General features: G+C 57.9%; 20 protein-coding genes. 10 read left to right on the top strand and 10 right to left on the bottom strand.

Annotation, left to right across the window (positions count from 1 at the left end; all coding sequences use genetic code 11):
• Window positions 1-164: 164 nt before the first annotated feature.
• The 6 genes from JAO85_RS24330 to JAO85_RS24305 all read right to left on the bottom strand — a co-directional run bounded on the left by JAO85_RS24330 (window position 165) and on the right by JAO85_RS24305 (window position 4,933).
• The gene (locus JAO85_RS24330) at window positions 165-1,076 is read right to left on the bottom strand and encodes a polysaccharide deacetylase family protein (RefSeq protein ID WP_202789209.1); all 912 of its coding nucleotides are present in this window, start codon (window positions 1,074-1,076) and stop codon (window positions 165-167) included.
• A gap of 92 nt (window positions 1,077-1,168) precedes the next feature.
• Entirely contained in the window at window positions 1,169-1,585 is a 417-nt protein-coding gene (locus JAO85_RS24325; RefSeq protein ID WP_202789208.1) for a GNAT family N-acetyltransferase, read from the bottom strand.
• Between the two features lie 166 nt (window positions 1,586-1,751).
• A complete protein-coding gene (locus JAO85_RS24320; protein ID WP_202789207.1) occupies window positions 1,752-2,168 on the bottom strand; it encodes a hypothetical protein in 417 nt (138 codons plus the stop codon).
• A gap of 114 nt (window positions 2,169-2,282) precedes the next feature.
• A complete protein-coding gene (locus JAO85_RS24315) occupies window positions 2,283-3,095 on the bottom strand; it encodes a nucleotidyltransferase domain-containing protein (RefSeq protein WP_202789206.1) in 813 nt (270 codons plus the stop codon).
• 79 nt (window positions 3,096-3,174) lie between these two features.
• Window positions 3,175-3,825 (bottom strand): GNAT family N-acetyltransferase, encoded by a 651-nt coding sequence (locus JAO85_RS24310; RefSeq protein ID WP_370552225.1) that lies wholly within the window; start codon window positions 3,823-3,825, stop codon window positions 3,175-3,177.
• Window positions 3,826-3,892: 67 nt separating this feature from the next.
• Window positions 3,893-4,933: an AraC family transcriptional regulator gene (locus JAO85_RS24305; protein WP_202789205.1), complete on the bottom strand. Its 1,041-nt coding sequence runs from the start codon at window positions 4,931-4,933 to the stop codon at window positions 3,893-3,895.
• 132 nt (window positions 4,934-5,065) lie between these two features.
• Here JAO85_RS24305 and JAO85_RS24300 point away from each other — a divergent pair, with 132 nt between their 5' ends.
• The 4 genes from JAO85_RS24300 to JAO85_RS24285 all read left to right on the top strand — a co-directional run bounded on the left by JAO85_RS24300 (window position 5,066) and on the right by JAO85_RS24285 (window position 10,458).
• Window positions 5,066-6,025 carry an alpha/beta hydrolase gene (locus tag JAO85_RS24300; RefSeq protein ID WP_202789204.1) on the top strand — a complete coding sequence of 320 codons (960 nt, stop codon included), beginning with the start codon at window positions 5,066-5,068 and terminating at the stop codon, window positions 6,023-6,025.
• A gap of 267 nt (window positions 6,026-6,292) precedes the next feature.
• Window positions 6,293-6,652 carry a DUF2946 family protein gene (locus JAO85_RS24295; RefSeq protein WP_034398669.1) on the top strand — a complete coding sequence of 120 codons (360 nt, stop codon included), beginning with the start codon at window positions 6,293-6,295 and terminating at the stop codon, window positions 6,650-6,652.
• Window positions 6,653-6,742: 90 nt separating this feature from the next.
• Window positions 6,743-8,929, top strand: coding sequence for a TonB-dependent siderophore receptor (locus JAO85_RS24290; RefSeq protein WP_237734991.1), 2,187 nt, complete (start codon window positions 6,743-6,745; stop codon window positions 8,927-8,929).
• Window positions 8,930-8,940: 11 nt separating this feature from the next.
• Window positions 8,941-10,458: a PepSY domain-containing protein gene (locus JAO85_RS24285; protein ID WP_202789203.1), complete on the top strand. Its 1,518-nt coding sequence runs from the start codon at window positions 8,941-8,943 to the stop codon at window positions 10,456-10,458.
• 112 nt (window positions 10,459-10,570) lie between these two features.
• Here the strand turns inward: JAO85_RS24285 and JAO85_RS24280 are convergent, their stop codons facing one another.
• Window positions 10,571-11,200 carry a TetR/AcrR family transcriptional regulator gene (locus JAO85_RS24280; protein WP_202789202.1) on the bottom strand — a complete coding sequence of 210 codons (630 nt, stop codon included), beginning with the start codon at window positions 11,198-11,200 and terminating at the stop codon, window positions 10,571-10,573.
• Between the two features lie 86 nt (window positions 11,201-11,286).
• Here JAO85_RS24280 and JAO85_RS24275 point away from each other — a divergent pair, with 86 nt between their 5' ends.
• Window positions 11,287-11,508 carry a hypothetical protein gene (locus tag JAO85_RS24275; protein WP_202789201.1) on the top strand — a complete coding sequence of 74 codons (222 nt, stop codon included), beginning with the start codon at window positions 11,287-11,289 and terminating at the stop codon, window positions 11,506-11,508.
• Window positions 11,501-12,238: a siderophore-interacting protein gene (locus tag JAO85_RS24270; protein WP_202789200.1), complete on the top strand. Its 738-nt coding sequence runs from the start codon at window positions 11,501-11,503 to the stop codon at window positions 12,236-12,238. Before JAO85_RS24275 ends, JAO85_RS24270 begins: the two co-directional genes overlap by 8 nt.
• Window positions 12,239-12,485: 247 nt before the next feature.
• On the opposite strand, the gene JAO85_RS24265 is transcribed toward JAO85_RS24270, so the two are convergent.
• Window positions 12,486-12,737 carry a hypothetical protein gene (locus JAO85_RS24265; protein WP_034359117.1) on the bottom strand — a complete coding sequence of 84 codons (252 nt, stop codon included), beginning with the start codon at window positions 12,735-12,737 and terminating at the stop codon, window positions 12,486-12,488.
• A 397-nt stretch (window positions 12,738-13,134) separates the two neighbouring features.
• Here JAO85_RS24265 and JAO85_RS24260 point away from each other — a divergent pair, with 397 nt between their 5' ends.
• From JAO85_RS24260 to JAO85_RS24250, 3 genes are all read left to right on the top strand, one after another.
• A complete protein-coding gene (locus JAO85_RS24260; RefSeq protein WP_202789199.1) occupies window positions 13,135-13,998 on the top strand; it encodes a DMT family transporter in 864 nt (287 codons plus the stop codon).
• A 213-nt stretch (window positions 13,999-14,211) separates the two neighbouring features.
• Complete coding sequence (locus tag JAO85_RS24255) at window positions 14,212-14,520, top strand: hypothetical protein (protein WP_012838489.1); 309 nt, start codon at window positions 14,212-14,214, stop codon at window positions 14,518-14,520.
• A 471-nt stretch (window positions 14,521-14,991) separates the two neighbouring features.
• On the top strand, window positions 14,992-15,171 hold the full coding sequence (locus tag JAO85_RS24250) for a hypothetical protein (protein ID WP_202789212.1): 180 nt from the start codon (window positions 14,992-14,994) through the stop codon (window positions 15,169-15,171).
• 174 nt (window positions 15,172-15,345) lie between these two features.
• On the opposite strand, the gene JAO85_RS24245 is transcribed toward JAO85_RS24250, so the two are convergent.
• Together JAO85_RS24245 and JAO85_RS24240 are read right to left on the bottom strand one after the other, a co-directional pair.
• Window positions 15,346-16,098 carry an SDR family oxidoreductase gene (locus JAO85_RS24245; protein WP_202789198.1) on the bottom strand — a complete coding sequence of 251 codons (753 nt, stop codon included), beginning with the start codon at window positions 16,096-16,098 and terminating at the stop codon, window positions 15,346-15,348.
• A gap of 202 nt (window positions 16,099-16,300) precedes the next feature.
• Window positions 16,301-16,483, bottom strand: coding sequence for a hypothetical protein (locus JAO85_RS24240; RefSeq protein ID WP_012838487.1), 183 nt, complete (start codon window positions 16,481-16,483; stop codon window positions 16,301-16,303).
• 284 nt (window positions 16,484-16,767) lie between these two features.
• Here JAO85_RS24240 and JAO85_RS24235 point away from each other — a divergent pair, with 284 nt between their 5' ends.
• On the top strand, window positions 16,768-16,986 hold the full coding sequence (locus tag JAO85_RS24235) for a hypothetical protein (protein ID WP_003064031.1): 219 nt from the start codon (window positions 16,768-16,770) through the stop codon (window positions 16,984-16,986).
• The last annotated feature ends 598 nt before the right edge of the window (window positions 16,987-17,584 follow it).

Below are 17,584 nucleotides of genomic sequence, written 5' to 3'. Positions count from 1 at the left end.
GCGCAACTGGTGACCCAGGGGGCGCAGGCGTCGAGCAGCATGCAATGGCAGGTGAAGAATCTTGTGGAAGCGATTGGCGTGTTCCGCTAGCCCGCGCTGCGAAGCGCCGTGATGACTGCTTCTGACCGGCAGGCGACCGTCTCGGAACGACCTTAAGAGGACTGCTAAGGTACTAGTGACTCCAGGCGAAGCTTGGGTTCTTCATAGACCGAGTCCTCGGCGGGATAGCGCAGGCCAGAAATGCCGCGAGCTTTCGCGCTTGCCCATACGACGCTTTCGCCAGCAGGCAATGTGTCAGGCTGCGAAGAGTAGATGGGATCTTTGAATGCGGTTGTTGCCGATACGAACGTCCAGCCTTGCTTGCGAAAAGCCGAAACGATATCAGGCAAGGTTGCCGCATTGATCTCATTGGTGTGCAGCAGCATCACATGCGCAGGGCTTCGACCAAGTACCTGCTTGGCCAGGCCTTCATAGTAAGTGGCCCGGTCGAGCAGGTGTTCAATGTAGGCCATCTTGACCCGGTCAGCCTTGTCGTGTGAACCAGATCGTAGAAGCGAGGAATAGATCTGGTTGTAGTACCAATCGCTGGCATCGATGGAGACTGGGGCGGGTCTATAGCCATTTGATTTCATCCAGGACTGGATGCCGTCACGCTTTTCCTCCGTGTCACCTTCTTTCAGGTAAGGAAAGCGAAGCATCGGCACCCAAGTCGGAATGTGACGCAGAGCTGCATCGGCCTTTTTCACGTCCGAAATGAATTCGTCCAGTGTCGTCTCGGCGGATGCAAGACTGCGGTGTGTCGCCGTATGGTTGCCTACCGCATGACCTGCCTTGGCCCAATCCATGACGAGCCCCATTCCTCGATCACCGCCTATGCGAATCAGCGAGGGGAACACCATCGCTGTGATGCCAGAGTCTTTGAGGCTGGTGATGATCTGCTGATTCCAGACCTGCGCTTGGGCCTGCCTGTCGGGGTTCAGTCCATCATCGAAGGTCAAACTCAACGTCTGGGCAAAGCCCGGGGATGAAAAAAGCAGAACGGTCAGCGATGCAATAGCGCGAAGAATGGCTGTCATGAGAGCTTATGAAACACGCGTGCAGTGAACCTGCAAGTCGTTGACTGTGAATCGACCCATTGCAGGCGTCCGAGGATGTCTGCCGGTTGAACTTAGGCGTTATCACCGCCAGAGCGCACGAAAGAATACCGGCGAATGTCCGTCCTCAGCTTCCATCCCCTGCCTTCCCAATAAGCGTGGGCAGAATGGTTCTCCTGAAGAACATCAATGTGACTCTTATGAATGCCGAGTCTTTCAAGTCCGTCCAAGCACAGCTCCACCAAGCGGGAAGCAATGCCGCGCTTTCGGAATGTAGGCAGGACTACAAGGTGCTGCAAGTAGCCGCGACGGCCATCGTGGCCTGACATGATGCACCCAACGATATGCTCGCCTTCTAACGCAACGAAGCTCAAACCCGGGTTGCGCAACAGGTAGCGCTGAGTAGCTTCCCGTGAATCGGCATCCCGAAAAGTAACCCCATCTGTTTTCTTCATCATTGCGGTGACGCTGTCGTAGTCCCCAATGCTCATTGGTCGGATAGATACCTGATCTACGGTGCTGGGGCAGTGGCGTGTTCTCACTGCTGTCTCCAATTTCTGGCAGTCCAAAGGCGAGAGCACATTCTGGCTTGAAACACGTGGACTGCTTGTGGTCGAGAGCCGCTGTCTCTGCTTGACCCTGAGCGGTCATGCTGCCTCACTCAAGGCCCGTTTTATCTTGGGAAAGAGAGAACAGCTTTCCAAGTGTCAGCTTGTCACTCCAAACATCCGCAAGACTGATGCCATACGTTTTCTTGACCATCAATGCAAAAGTCTCAAGTTCTAATGCATCTGGCATCCACTTGTATGGATACAGGCTGCGATATATCTCCAAAAAAGTATCCGCTGGCTCGAAAAGCAGTCGTTTCTTTTCCGGGAATCCAAATGCTTGCGTAAACATACTTAGAAAGGAGCGTATATCCTTCTTCGCCGCATCAGGAAACTCACGATGCCACTTAATGCCTTGGCAACTACGACTCTGAAACGGATCAGGCAATCTGCTTAGATTTCGTATTAGCCAGGCAGCTGCAACGCCTGTGCAAACCAAACCGATAGATTTAGCTGAGACGAGCATGAGCGGTGAACTCCCTTCAACTCAAAATTTATGGGGATTGCGCATCAGTATGCATGCGGTAATTCACTGAATCAAATGTCTGCTCCAGGCCGGTTGCCGCCGTCATTGTTCAGCCTATGCAGGCGCGGATGAGCACTGGAGCCCTTGCATCCAATCGATAGAGAACACCAGCCTCTGATTGAAAACGTCGCTCGTTGCCGAGGGCGTTCTGGCATGTTCAAGAAAGAACTCCATTTGTTCAGCCATTTCGGGAAACCGGAGCGAAAAAAACCTGGCGTATTCCTCCAGAGATTCAGGCCATGGACGGTCTGCCTCAAGGCGCAGAACGTTGGTTGCACGAACCAGCTTTTTTGCAGCCTCTTTTTTCAGCCGTCTCGTTGCGTCTTCGTCATGTGCTTGAGAGATGCGAGTCATATAGTCACGGAGAATCTGGACATAGTCTCCATTGACTGCTTTCGCAATTGCGGGTGAGGGCTGAAATGCCTGAAACCGAAGTGCCAGATCTGAACCATGAATACAGCGGCACCCATGCTTGAGCCAGTAGCCCCAGCTATGCAAATTGGCCGGGTTCAGCACATCCTCAAGTACACCTATATCCAAATCGATCTTGGTGACTTCAGGATGACCGGCTTCCAGATTGGAACGGACGCGCTCAAGAGATTCAGCCTCTGGTGTGGAAAGCGACCTCGACAGCACCAACGTCAAATCCAAGTCCGACTTTCCGGGTTGGGCCATCGCTCTGGGCACGCTGCCGTACAGATACAGACTGTCGAGGACTGCCCCGAGCTCCTGCACTAGACTGTCACGCGCCTCGTCAATCAGGTTGACGAACTCGGGTTGTAGAGGTCTGACCGGGAGAGTCTTGATGAAAGTGGGGGCGGCGTCACGACAGCTTTTCATCAGCTCAAGAATAGCGCAGTGGTTCACGCTAGTGCCTCCGGCCGGCAGCAACCAACCGGTTCACAGCCCCAAGCAGTCAGTCGCTGCCTTTTGGTCTGGGCCTTCGCTACATGAGCGCTAAGGTTCGTGTGCCTGGGTAGGCCCGATATAGGACATGCTCGCGCAAAGGGTGCCCTGAAGGAAGAGAGGGATGCTCGAACGTTTGAGCGTCTCGCCTCATGCCAAGTCGTTGCATAACGCGCTCGGACGGGGCGTTATGCAACGTTGTGAAGGAAACGATTTCGGGCACTGCTAACTGTGCAAATGCAAAGGAGAGTGCCGCATCTGCCCCTTCTGTTGCAAAGCCATTTCCCCATGCCGTTTTCACAAGCCGCCAGGCTACTTCGATGCATGGGGAAAATGGCAGCTCATCGGTCGGTCTATGCAAGCCGGTGAAGCCAATGAATCTTGCGGTAGCTTTTTCCTCCACTGCCCAAACTCCCCAACCTTGCTGCTCGATGAGGTCGCGACAGTATTGCGCCATGGCATTGCTCTGCTCCACCGAAAGTGTGGCGGGGAAAAAGCGCATAGTCTCCGCGTCGGCATTCATGCGCGCAAAGATGGGGTAGTCAGAATCTTGCCATTGCCGAAGACGCAATCGTTTGGTTTCTATCTCGTGAACGTTCATCGTCAATTTTTCACACCACTTCTTCTGCTGCCTTGTTTCCAAGAGGAGCGTCTGTTTTGACTGTGGATTCAACTGGTCATTTTGTTGCATTGAGCAGTTGAATCCGCAAACCCAAGCCGCCAGCCACTTGGCTATTGCTATCTCGGAAGGCCGGCTATCAATGCTTGCTACTTGAGATTTCTTGGCCGCGCATTTGCTCGGTTGCATTCGTGGGGGAAAAACCCGTCCAGCGTTTATATGCTTGCGAGAACGCGGACACATCACTGTAGCCAAGCCTCGCGGCAATTTCTGCAACGGATAGCTCGGAGCCAATCAGCAGCTTGTCGGCTCGTGCTCTGCGAACCTCTTCGTGTAGCTTCCGAAACGAGAGACCTTCGTCATGAAGCCGGCGTTTGAGCGATCTCTCGCTTACGTGAAGCCAGCCGGCAACTTGCTGCAGGTTTGCCGACAATCCATCAGGTTGTGCCGCCAGCATTTCTCGAAGTAGCGTTCCAGTCGAAAGCGATGTGCGACGTTTGGTCATGAGGTCTTCGCACATGCGGACACACATGGCATACGTTGCCGCACTGGCTTGAGGCAGGGCTTGAGCCATAGTTGCCTGTGTTACGCGTAGTTCGTTGCTTTGCGATCCCCACTCGATCCGCACGCCGCCGATTGCGTACGGCATATGCGGCGACCGTTTGATGCTGAGACTGAGAGCTTCCAGTGGCGTGTCTGCCCCCAGGACATCCAGCATTAGACGGCAGGTCGCGCCTACGGCGCGTTGCACTGCAAACTCGCGCAATGCCGGCTCAAGCGCAGGCGATGCAACGAATTTCAGCCGATGCATCCCGTCTGAGCGCTCATGCTCCAGCATTGCGAGCGCAAAAGTCAAGGAGAGGAAACGGTGCGCGAGCAGGAGGGCATCCAGACCGCTTGCCGCACTAAGCATTCCAAGGCCAAGAATTCCATAGGCCGTAGCGTGGTAGCGCATGCCGACAAGCAGCCCAAGGCCTGGCTCGTTTGGGATGAGAGTGAGCAGATTTCGAATGACGGCTACTTCTTGTGCCGGATCGATGCTGATCTCTGCGTCAGCCAGCCGTTCCTGGGTCAAACCGGAGCCCTGGAGCAGGTCCCGCGCTCTCAGACCGCGCTTTGCTCCTGCTTCGAGCAGCAACTGAACACTTGCCGGACTGCGCGTGAAATCCCAGAACTGCATGAATCTTCCCCAGACTATTGGCCTGAAGGATAAAGCAGTTGGCCCGATTCAACCTTCTGCAAAGGGGTCGCAACTCCTAAAGTGAAAACAACGCGATGCAATCCGCAGCGCGTATCGATCACGGAGACTTCCATGAGCATGTACGCCGACCAACCCATCTGGCGAGAAATCCAGTCTTTCCTTCCTGAGCGCTATAGGATCCCCTTGAGCGAGGAGCCCTCCGAGTCTTTCTGGGATTGGCACGGTGATCGAATTCACATCGATGCGTACCGCAATCCGAACGCCTCGGTAAAGGTTATTCTGATGCACGGAGTCGGGACAAATGGTCGTCAGATGATGACGATTCTCGGTCGCCCGCTGGCTCAACGAGGTTACGAAACCATCGCTGCGGATATGCCTGGCTACGGTTTGACCGAAGTAGGGGAGGGCCACGTCGTCACTTACGACGATTGGGTCCAATGCGGTAGCGACCTGATTGACAGAGAACTGGCGCGTGACAGTCGCCCCATCGTTTTGTATGGCCTCTCTGCCGGCGGCATGCTCACCTATAACGTCGCGTCCCGAAACCGCAAGGTCAAGGGTATCGCAGGAATGACGTTTCTTGATAACCGGGACCGGCGGGTGCGGGACGAGACAGCGAAAAATCTGATTGTCAGTCGCGTAGGAGCTCCGCTCATGAGCAAGTTGGCCAGTACGCCATTGGCAAAGATGAAGATGCCGATGAGCCAGGCAGGAAAAATGAGCGCGCTGTGCAACAGCGATGCGGCCATGAAAGTTTTCATGCGCGATAAAACCTCCGCTGCAAACGCCGTGTCCATCGCATTCCTTGATTCCTACATGTCGCATGTGCCCGAAGTCGAACCAGCTGACTTCAATGTCTGCCCTGTCTTGCTGACGCAGCCCGCCGATGATCACTGGACTCCTCTGGAGCTAAGCGAGCCTGTAATCGGCCGAATCGGCAAGGTACCGGTTCGGACCATCATGCTGGAGAACGCGGGGCACTATCCGATCGAGGAGCCGGGTCTGTCGCAAATGGTCGATGCAATCGATGATTTCTTCCGTGAAGTGACCGGCACCGAGAAGGTGCGCTGAGTTCGGCATCCTTTCAGGCAGTGCAGCACGCAGGCGTGCTCGCCCTGTAAAGCTCAGCCCATGAATGTCTGCATCCGGCATCCGGGCATGGTCGGCTGCTTGGCGGAGCAGAAGCCTTGCAACGGTCACCATGGCTCAAAACTGCGATTTTTCTGTTGCAAGCCCTCTCGGGGACGCGACCGCACACGGCTGCATCTCCTCGATAGCGCGAAGCAGCGATAAATCGACAAGTCTCGGCCTTCGTCGGAGGCCTCATAATGCGCAACCATGCAAGCGCTGCGTAACTCCCTGTCACTGACCCGCCTGGTTCTGGCGTGGTTCATGCTGACGTTGAGTATTGCAATGGCTTCGCCCATAGTGCATCCAAAAGCCATCGAGGTGGTCTGTACCTCAAGTGGCAGCATGCAGGTGATCATGCTTGATGAGGACGGCCAGGCCGCGCCAGGGCTTCATCATTCGTTGGACTGTCCCTTGTGTCTGACCATCACGACACCGCCGAGCTATTCATCACCGCATCTTGAGCAGCCACAGCCGCTCGGCTTGGCGCTACAGCCTGTAGTTTCAGCGCGCATTGCCGCGCTGGTGGGGGCACCTCTGCCCCCGCGAGGGCCGCCAACGCTCGTGTAAGTCCACTGTGCCGCCAATCGATGGCGGATACAGCCTATCGCCGTCGGGCCCAGTCCTGCACGGCCGATCTCACTTGCACGCAGATAATTCATGACCCATCCCTTTTATGGCGCGATGCCCAATGGCAGCGCGAGTTCTCTTTCGCCCGCCTTCTTTCAACGCAACAGCGTGGCCCTGGCTGTGGCCCATCTGTCATTGGCTGTTCCTCTTGCAGCAGCGAGCTCTGCGAGTTGGGCGCAAACCGACGTCACCCTGGACACCGTTACCGTACGTTCATCGGGGGACACTCCTTTGGAGCGCCCAGTGGGCACCGGCAGCCGGCTCGACCTCAATGCACGCGACACTCCGGCCAGTGTCGAGGTGACCACGCGCGAGCAACTGGAAGCTCGCGGCGACACTTCTCTGGTTGACGCAATCACGCGATCTACCGGCATCACCAGCCTGGGACATCCGGGCAACAGTGGCAGCGCGCTCTCGGTACGAGGTTTCACGGACTCCACCTCGGTCATGCGTCTATACGACGGTACGCGCCAATACGGGGGAGTCGGCGTGAGTTTTCCCTTCGACACCTGGTCTATCGACCGCATAGAAGTGCTGCGCGGACCCGCATCCGTGATCTACGGTGACGGCGCTATTGGTGGCGTGGTCAACGTGATCCCCAAAAAGCCCACGCGCGGACCTGTTCAAAATGAAGTCCAGGCCACGGTGGGAACCAGAGGCAAACGTGCATTGGCCTTTGGCAGCGGAGGCGCGATCAATGAGCAATGGTCCTACCGACTCGATGTCAGTGGCGACCAATCGGATGGCTGGGTGGATCGTGGCGATTCCAGCAATCGGACGATCTCCGGCGCTCTGCGCTGGGATGTGACACCTGACTTCAACTTGCAACTCTCGCACGCACAAGGCCGGCAAAAGCCGATGCGCTACTTCGGTACACCGCTGATCAACGGAGTACAAGACCCGGCGCTCCGAGAGCGCAACTACAACGTTGCCGACAGCCGCATCCAGTTCAAGGATCGCTGGACCGAACTGGCTGCCCAGTGGGCCCCCGGCAGCAATATCGTCGTACGAAGCAAGCTCTATCACATTGGCAGCGACCGCTATTGGCGCAATGCCGAAGCGTATCGGTACAACGCCACTACGGGATTGATTGACCGCTCGGACAACACCGAGATCGGTCACGACCAGACGCAGACAGGCAACACCACGGATGTGAGCTTCCATGGCAGCTTGCTCGGACGTCCAAACCAGCTCTCCGTGGGCTTCGACGTGAACCGCGCATCGTTTCAGCACACCAACAACACTTACACCGGCAGCTCCGGTCCGGTCGATCCCTACAACCCCGTCCCGGGCTACTACAGCAGCTCCGTACCCTTCATTCCCCGCTATCAAAACAAGGCCGAGCAATATGCGCTGTTTGCGGAAGACCGGCTTGAACTGACGGATCGCTGGTCTGTCGTGGCGGGCACGCGCTTCGACCATGCGGACCTGTCGCGCCAGGATCTGGTGGCGGGCAATCAGGCTTTCAAACGCAGCTACTCCAACACCGGTTGGCGACTTGGCTCGGTCTACAAGCTAAGTCCTCAACTGTCCCTGTATGCGCAGGCATCCAAGGCCGCAGATCCGGTGAGCGGCCTGCTGATGTTGTCGGAGGCTAATTCCGCCTTCGACGTATCGAGCGGCAAACAGTTTGAGGTCGGTATCAAGCAATCCTTCTGGGACGGCAAGGGTGACTGGACGCTTGCGGCGTATTCCATCACCAAAAACAACTTGTTGACGCGAGACCCAGCAAACCCCGCTCTGCGCATACAGGTTGGCGAACGCTCCTCCAAGGGCATCGAGGGCACCCTGTCGATGCAAGTCAGCAAGGCCGTGCAGATTGATGCCAACTTTGCGCTGCTCAAGGCTCGCTATGAGGATTTCAGCGAGTCCGTGGGCGGCATCGCTGTTTCACGCAATGGCAATATTCCCACCGATGTGCCGGAGCGTGTCGCCAATGTCTGGGTGAGCTGGAAAGTCGTGCCTGACTGGACGCTGTCCGGCGGCCTTCGCCATGTGGGCAAGCGCTATGCCGACAATGCGAATACCTTGAAGCTGCCTGCCTACACCACGGCAGACCTGGCGCTGCAATGGAAGGCAAGCAAGGCCACCACGTTCACGCTGCGCGGCTTCAACATCTTCGACAAGCACTACTTCACGACCTCCTACTACACCAACACGCAGTGGTTCGTCGGGGAAGGGCGACGGGTTGAGCTGACACTGAACCATCGTTTCTGAGCGCGCCGCCGATGTGGACTTCCGCCCAAGCCAAGCGGCTTGTGTTTCTGGTGCATCGATGGACCGGGGTGGGTGCATGCGTGCTGATGGCGCTCTGGCTCTTCAGCGGAGTGGTGATGCTCTTTGTCGGCTACCCCAAACTGTTGCCGACGGAGCGCTTGCAGGCATTGCCTTCCCTGAGCACTGGCCAGAGCTACCTGCCTGTTGAGGCAGCTCTGAAGCAAAGCCAGTCTGCTGACAGAGTGCAGCAGATCGTGCTCACCACCATTGCGGGCCGCCCCAGCTACCGGCTCAAGGAGGCGGACGGCACGCTGCGGGTGGTTGATGCCGGCACGGGCGTTGTTGCGCAGCCGCCCGACGACGCAGCGGCCTTGCGCAGCGCCCAGGCATTCCTGTCCGGAGCAAATGGGGCGCTGCAAGGTCGCACGCAAGACGACCGCTGGACGCATTCCGCCTCGCTCGATCCCCATCGGCCTCTCATCAAGGTCCTGATGGACGATTCCCCATCAAGCCTGTTGTACATCTCGTCAACCACTGCCGAGGTGGTCATGGATGTACCGCGCCATCAACGCTACTGGAACTACGTGGGTGCCTGGCTTCACTGGGTGTATATGGTGCGTGAAGGCTCCAAAGACCCTGTGTGGAGCTGGCTGGTCATCGGGCTCTCGGCATTGGGAACCGTCTCCGCCATTGCCGGTGCCTTGGTGGGCATCTGGCGATGGCGCTTCAACGGTCGCTACAAATCCGGAGCCAGGACGCCGTATCGGGAGTTCCAGATGCGCTGGCATCACATCACCGGCCTCGTATTTGGAGCGATGATGATCTGCTGGATCTTCAGCGGCCTGATGTCCATGAATCCGCTGGGGATCTTCAGCCCGCAAGGACCTCGTCCCGATCTGCGTGGCTACCAGCACGCAGGTCCAGGAAGCAATCCCTTCAGGCTCACCACGCACGAAGCGCTGACACTGCTCAGCGCCGAGGGGTTTGACACGCGCGAGGTCGAATGGAAAGTACTGGATGGGCAGCCCTATCTGCTGGCCTTCAATGGGCTAGGGGAGACCCGCATCGTGTCCGCAAGCCTTGCTGCGCCCCAGGTGGAGCGGGAGCTTGACCGTTCGAAACTAGAACAGGCCGCGAAGAAGCTGTTTCCTTCTGCCATCCGCTCGAGCACGTTGCTGAACGAGTACGACGCCTACTATTACCGTCGGGGTGAGGCCTCGATGTATTCAGCAGCGGCGCGTGATCTGCCCGTGCTCCGGATGCAATTTGAAGATCCGGGAAGCACCATCGTATACATCAGCCCGTACTCAGGTGATGTTGTGCTGAGCCTGGACCAAAGGCAGCGTACAGGGCGGTGGCTGTTCAATTTCCTGCACAGTTGGGACCTGCCGTGGATGCTGCGCCACGCCTGGCCGCGTGATGCCATCCTCGTTTTGCTGAGCATTGGTACGTTGGCTCTGGCTCTGACCGGCATCGTGCTGGGATACAGGCGACTGAAGCTGTTCATCGGGCATAAACGCCGATTTTGATCCTGGGGAGGGTGCAAGCGGAGAGCGTCGCCTTCATGCCATAGCCTTGGCTGCTCCCGCGAGTACCACGCACTGAAGCCAGCCAAGGCCGGTTGTCCCTAAAGCCCAACCTTCATGCGGTGCGCCGCGAGCCGCCACAGAGATAGCCAATCAGTATCTCCACGATGGCCTGCTCGGTCTTCTGGATCGGGTGAGGCGTTCCGGGAGGAATGACAGCGGCATGAATCAATGACTCCATGGTCCGCAACACAATCCAGGTGGCGAGATTCAGGTCTTCCTGGACGACTTCATCCCGGTGCTCCTCCAGCAACTGACGAATGCGGCAATGAATGCTTTGATCGGCCGCGCTCTGATCCGACGGTGCATCAAAGAACGGAAACTCTTTTTCCAGCACCTGGTGCAGCTCGGGAGCAACCTGATGCGCCGCCAGCCATGCATGCACGATGGCTGCCAGCCGCTCCAGCAATCCTGGCGACGTGGTGCCCGCCAGGACGGTTTCCATGGCCGCGTGCATTTCTACCGCGTGCCGTTCATGCAGGGCCGTGATCAGGGAATCCTTGTTGGGAAAGTACTGGTAGACGGAGCCGACGCTGACCCCGGCGCGTTCGGCAACCAGATTGGTATTGGTTCCTGCATAGCCGCGCTCGCTCAAAACGCGAGCCGTAGCTTCAAGAATTGCATCGACCAAGGCCCGTGAGCGGTTCTGGCGAGGGATTCGTCGTGGTTGAGGCAGGGTCGGCATAGGTCTGTCCGAACGCGAGTTTTCAATGCGAGCAATGGCTCATATTCTTTCACATATCGAGCAAATGCTCATATTTGGAGTGATCGATGTCCATTCGTTCTCATGAAACGTTGGCAGCAGCGGCCTGTCAGCCGCCCGCCGTCAATGCATTAATCAAGCTGCTGCCAGTCACACAGGCGGTGTTCATCGGGGCGCAGTCTGTGGCGGTCTTGCTGTCCCGGGCATGGTTCGGCATCTTTGTAGCCCCATCCCTGCTGGTCGCAGTGCGGCTGCTGAGCTTCTTGCCCCAAGGAGTGCGCCATGCATGAAATCGACCGCAAGCCGCGCACAGCAAGAGCCGTGGGAGTCGTGCAGGCAGTTCATTCCATCACTCCACATATGCGGCGAATCACGGTGGGCGGTGACGAGATCGCAGCATTTCTTCAAGTGCCGGGAGTCGATGAACCAGCCGCCTGGGTCAAAGTCTTTCTTCCCACCGGGGAAGGGCGTGCCTACACGATACGAAGTATCGACTTCAAGGCCGGAACGCTGGATCTGGACTTTGTTCTGCATGGAACAGGATCCGGCTCCGGTCCGGCCTCTGAGTGGGCATCTCGGGCTTTGATTGGCGAACACATCGGAATCGCAGGGCCTCGCAGCGGCGGTTTCCTGCTCCCCGGCAATACACAGTGGGTCATGCTGGCAGGCGATGTAACCGCTTTGCCCGGCATCCAGAGCATTGCCAGCCGTTTGCCCGCCGACATCAATGCCAAGGTCTATGCGGAAGTGCTGTCGCCAAGTGAGCATCAGCCTATCGACAGCCTGGCCAAGCTGCGCGTCCAATGGATCAATGCCCAGCCGGAACCCGGCCTGAGCCTGTGTCAGGCACTGCTGCACCGCCCCTTGCCGACAGGGCCTGGCTACATCTGGATTGCGGGAGAGTCTGCGGCCATCCGTAGCCTGAAGCATCATTACTTTCAAGAGCGAGAGCTGCCCCGGCACGGCTTGAGCGCAAAGGGATACTGGAAGTCCGGGGCGGCCGACCACCGGGAAGCGTGATGTGTTTCTCGATTACCTGCTGCCGGCGGGGCTGATGACGGGTAGCCGCGCTCACCCGGATTCGAATGTGAGCAAGCCGGCAAGTCCGCTCAGGCGATGCCGGCGTTTGAACTACTGTCCTTGGAGTCGTCGGCTGCCATCGGGCCTGGGAAGATGATTGGGCGCCGTGATCCACCCAGCCGGCATCATGCAAGCCACCAAAGAAAAAGCCCGCGTCATGGCGGGCAGGTCTTTGTTGCGCAACAAGTCAAGGGCGCAAGTTGACGGTCTTCGAATATCTGTCGAGGTGCTCCAGCAGGCGCTCGTAGAGCTCATCCGTCGCCATCGAGTTCAAGACCTCCGCCTTGATCTCTTCGGCGCGCTGGCTGAAGTTGTGCTGCAGATTGCTTTTCTTGTTGTCATCCAGCGTTTCGATCAGGGCAATGAGAAGTGCTTCTTGCGCCATGATCTGGCCTTTCATCATCCTCAGCTGGGCGCTTTGATTGCCTAGGAACTCCATCCAACCCTTTCTCTTTCATGATGTGTGTCAAGTTTGAGGAATTATGGTGACTGTAGCTGTCGCGGAAATTTCACCTCCCTCGTTCTCCGAGCCACAGAAAGTGCCTGGAAGTGTGCGATTGATGCACAGAGGTCGTGGTGTGGCTTGAATCCTGAATCCGGACCTCAGGCCCGCTGCTTTGGCAACCGGGGCTTGGCTCTTCAAGACATCTCGTGAAGCTGATGGCGCTTGCTGCGCCCAGCCGCGTTCTTCAAGTCTGCCGGGCTGAATCTCCGATCCTCCGGTACAGGGCTGGCGCCGGCAGCAAGGCGGGGCTATCTCCATCAAGACAGCAGTTGCTTGGTCACGGGCGGATGACATGGAAAAATACCGGGGTTGGTCTATCTACGAGGTTGTGATGCCCTTGTTTCACACCACTGTGTTGACTGGTCTGGCGATGCTGGCCTTTGCCGGCAACTCGCTGCTGTGCCGCCTTGCGCTCCAATCCCACTCCATTGATGCCGCGAGCTTTACGGCAGTGCGCCTGGCTTCGGGCGCGGCCATGCTGGCGCTGGTCGTGAGCCTGAAACGCGCTCCCTCTGCCGGTGTGGGCAACTGGACGTCGGCGGGTTTGTTGTTCGCTTATGCGGCGTTGTTTTCCTTCGCCTACGGGAGTCTGTCGGCCGGTGTCGGTGCCTTGCTGCTTTTCGGCGCGGTGCAGGCGACGATGGTGGGCGTGGGCCTTTGTCGCGGCGAGGCACTTTCGCCCCGGCAATGGGGCGGATTGGTGCTGGCTTTCGGCGGCCTGGTGGTGTTGCTGCGACCCGGACTCTCGGCACCGCCCCTGGGGGCGGCTTTGCTCATGCTCCTGGCAGGGGTTGCCTGGGGGCTGTATTCCTTGCTCGGCAAGGGCGCAACCGATCCGATCGGCGTGACGGCAGGAAATTTCTTACGGACGGTGCCGCTTTCGCTGCTGATGCTCGTGATGGTGCAGGGGCAGGCCTCACTGAGCACTGCAGGATTGATGTATGCGCTGTGCTCCGGAATGCTGACTTCCGGATTGGGCTACGTGGCATGGTATGCGGCGCTACCCCAGCTGAAGGCGGGGGCTGCTGCATCCATACAGCTGAGCGTTCCCTTGCTGGCCGCCATCGGTGCCGTCTCCCTGTTGGGAGAGCCCTGGACCATGCGACTGACTCTGGCTGGTGCCGCCATATTGGGCGGTATCTCATTGGTTGTGGTGACCCGGTCTGGCGGCAGGCCTGCTGTGGCAAAAGAGTAATTGTGCAACCCTTTCCCTGGCGCTCTTCAGGAGCCGGGAGAGCAGTGCTTACAGCATCTTTGTGCTGCTCGAATGTTACGGGCTTGAATGCGGGGGGCTGGTCGATGCACAAGCTCCCATGCGCATTCTTGCCGTCGTGCCGACGAACATCGCATTACACGGGTATCCGCCGGCAGGAATAGGCTGTCAGTGCCACTTGTAGAAAGGGCTGCCATGAAAGAGCTAGTTGCACTGACTGCGTTCGCCTTGATATTGACCGGATGCGTGATGCAGAGGCCGGTCAATGGGCAAGGAATGGATCCAGGCTCCCAGAAGGTTGAGAAGAATGCGGATCAGGATCTTAGAAACAACGATATTCAACAGCGGGATCGCTCCATCGACTTTGAAAACGACTGGGACCGGGATCACTTTCGTGACCGCGGAAACGAAGGTCATGAAAATCAAGGCAGCCTGTGGCCGTGGCCGGGCTCCGGATTGAGTGGCGGGCGCACCTATCCGGGAGGCCAAAGCTGGGGCTATTAGCGCAGCGTCACGCGTCAACCATCACGCGGTGCTGCAGTGCTGCAACCCGGCAGCCGGGCATGCATGCCTGGTCGGGCGACCCCGTTGCGCAGTGCCTTGGCCGGAACGAGGGGAGGGCGCAGCTGCCATCCCACACAGCTGCGGCGCCCAGGCAGAAGCTGAAAAAGCAGGCCGGCTTGCCGTCAAGCGGCCACTTGGCCATTTGCATGCATTCCCCGGATGCAACCGGCGCGCCTACGCCAGCTGGCGGACGTTGTGGGGCACGTCAGAAGAAAATCCCTCAAGATGCCGGCAGTTGTTTGCACAAAGCCGGGCTTACACATTGAAAAACCGCGCGAATTCGGTCCGTCTAAACTTCGCACATGAAGAAACTGTTTGGAGTCTCTGCGCTCGTCTTGCTTTTGTCGGGCTGCTACGCGGCAGGCCCTGGATACAGCTACGGGTATAGCGATACCTACATCTATCAGCCTTATGGCGGCTCGTACTACTACGGGCGGCCTGTATATGGGCCTGGCTACTACCACCATCATCACGCGCATCGCCCACCGAACCACAGGCCGCATCCAGGTCACGGAGGGCATGGGAATCACCGTCCACCGCATGGAGGCCATCGCCCGGGTGGCGGTCATGGTCACGGCCATCGCTGAATGACAGGCCTCGACTGGCGTGGTCGAGCGAAGGCTGAGAAACAGATAACGCCGAGGTTTGCCAGGTCAGGGGGCAGCAAGCCAACACGTCCGGGCTGACGCAAAGCGCCGTGTCACCTGGCGTGACTACCAGAGGGCTGGCCGAAAGGGCTGGCCGTGGCTGGGCGGCTGTGCCCGGTTAGAGGTTGCCGCCCGAAATCTCGATCAGGCTACCTGTGGTGTATGGCGACTCGTCCGAGATGAGCCATACGATTGCATTGGCAACCTCCAGAGCCGTTCCTCCGCGCTTCATGGGAACGCCGGCGGCCAGGCGCCGAACCCGGTCCGGCTGTCCCCCGCTGGCATGAATATCCGTTTCAATGAGACCGGGACGGACAGCGTTGACACGGATGCCTTCCGCAGCCACTTCCTTGGCCAGCCCCAGAGTCATCACATCCACAGCACCCTTGGATGCCGCGTAGTCGACATACTGGCGTGGCGCGCCAAGTCTTGCCGCAATGCTGGACACATTCACGATGGCTCCACCATGGCCGCCATTGGCAGTACTCATGCGATGCACCGCTTCGCGAGCGCAAAGAAAAGCGCCAATGGTGTTGATGCGGAACATTCGCTCAAGGCGCTGCAAACTGAACTCGGCCAGCGTCTGTGCCGTGTCCACGATACCTGCGTTGTTGACCAGGGCGTCCAGGTGCCCGAACTGTACATCTGCCACGGCAAAAAGACGGCGAATCTGCTCTTCGCAGCCCATATCCGCCTGAATGGCCATGGCGTGCCTGCCCATTTCCGTGATTTGCGAGACAACCGCATCGGCTGCCGTCTGGTCTGTATTGAAGCTGAGCAGTACATCCCAGCCTGCCGCTGCTGCTTGCAGGGCGGTGGCTGCGCCAATGCCTCGGCTGCCTCCGGTGATGAGCACAACTTTGTTTTTCATGGGGCTCCTTGGTGATCCATTTGATACTGCTGTGAGTTTCGTCTCCAGCTTCACGGTTCTCGATTCATCTTATCGCTGCATTTCCTCTGCGGCCTAGGCTTGATCCGGTCCAAGTGCTCATGCTTTTGTATCTCAAGGCAACAAAAAACCACCTGTAGAGGTGGTTGAAAACCAATCGCAAGGCTGGATTCAAGAGACAGGGCTACCAGTGTCGGTAGTTGTGGCGCATGCGCAGCAGTCTCTCTTCCTCCTGCTTTTTTTCCATGTCTGTGGGCTCTTGCGGGTCTAGCTGGGGCGGCGCAGGGAAATCCTTGTCCATGGAGAACAGCTCCTTGGTGGTTTCCCAGAACTTCTGGATTGGCGGGGGAATACGGCTATCTGGCATATAGACCTCCAGTCCTGGATGACGAATCAAGATTGATCGCCGAGCTCCACAGTACTCTTTTTAATAACCTTGAAGCCCTATCCAATAAGTAAAACGTCAGCTTTGGTGCATAAGCAGGATGGGGCGAACGCCAGGAAAAGCCGCGATGCCCCGTTTCCATCGGCTCTGACAAGGCTTCGGGCTGATGGCTCTTGATGCGCAGGTTCGGCAATTCAGGTGCCACAGGCTGTCCAAGACTGGCGATCAGATGCGGCTAGCATGCAAGGCTCAACAGTGGAGCAGAAATGGAAAAGTACCGATTCAATGTGTTTGGCGACATCCTGGCCATAGAGCGCAGCAACTCGGGATGGCGCTGCTTTGCGGTGGGACTCGATGGAAAGCTTGGCCCGGTGGATCTGGTCGTTCCTCCCGAGATCACTCATGAGGAGCTGCCTCAGTACCTCTATGACATCTACCATGAGAGCGCGGCATTGTCGGATGGCGACATCTTCGAGATATCCTGAGCCTCATCCGGATGCTGCCCGCAGCTCGTCAGAGATCTATGGGGCTGCTGCCCATTGTGTCTGTGACCCATTCGCCAATCTGTTCGGCACCGGCTTCATCATTGCAAGGAGATGGCCGCCATGACTCTTCAGAAGAACCCGCTCAAAGAACCGGAGCCCAAGCCGGATCCGATTGATCCGCCCAATGATCAGCCGCCTGCAGAGCTGCCGGGCGATCCGATAGAGCAGCCCAATGTGTAGCTGCTAAAGCCCGCGAAGTGCAAGCTGTCTTCATTTGCTGGCGAGCATCCGAAGTGGGACCATGACTGCATCGATGCACTCAAGGAGAGCGGCGATGTCTACTCTCATGATTCAACTGATTGGTCTGCAACTGGTCGTCTTGCTGGTGGCCTGGGTCATTTACGAGGTCAGAGACGATTGGACGTAAAAACCGGCGGCAGCAAGCCTCTGCCGCTCGATCAAGTCACTTGCTGGTGATCGAGGGCAAAGAGTCCGATGGGCAAGTGGCCTATGTGCTCCGCTGATTTGTCCGCAGCAAGCATTGACGACATGCAATCTCTGGATGACCGGCCTGAATGGAGTTTTGGGCCGCGCCAAC

The sequence above is a fragment of the Comamonas sp. NyZ500 genome (assembly GCF_016772095.1).
Lineage (GTDB): Bacteria > Pseudomonadota > Gammaproteobacteria > Burkholderiales > Burkholderiaceae_C > Comamonas > Comamonas thiooxydans.
Note: the sequence above shows the minus strand (reverse complement) of the source record. Positions and strands in the feature narration are given on the sequence as shown.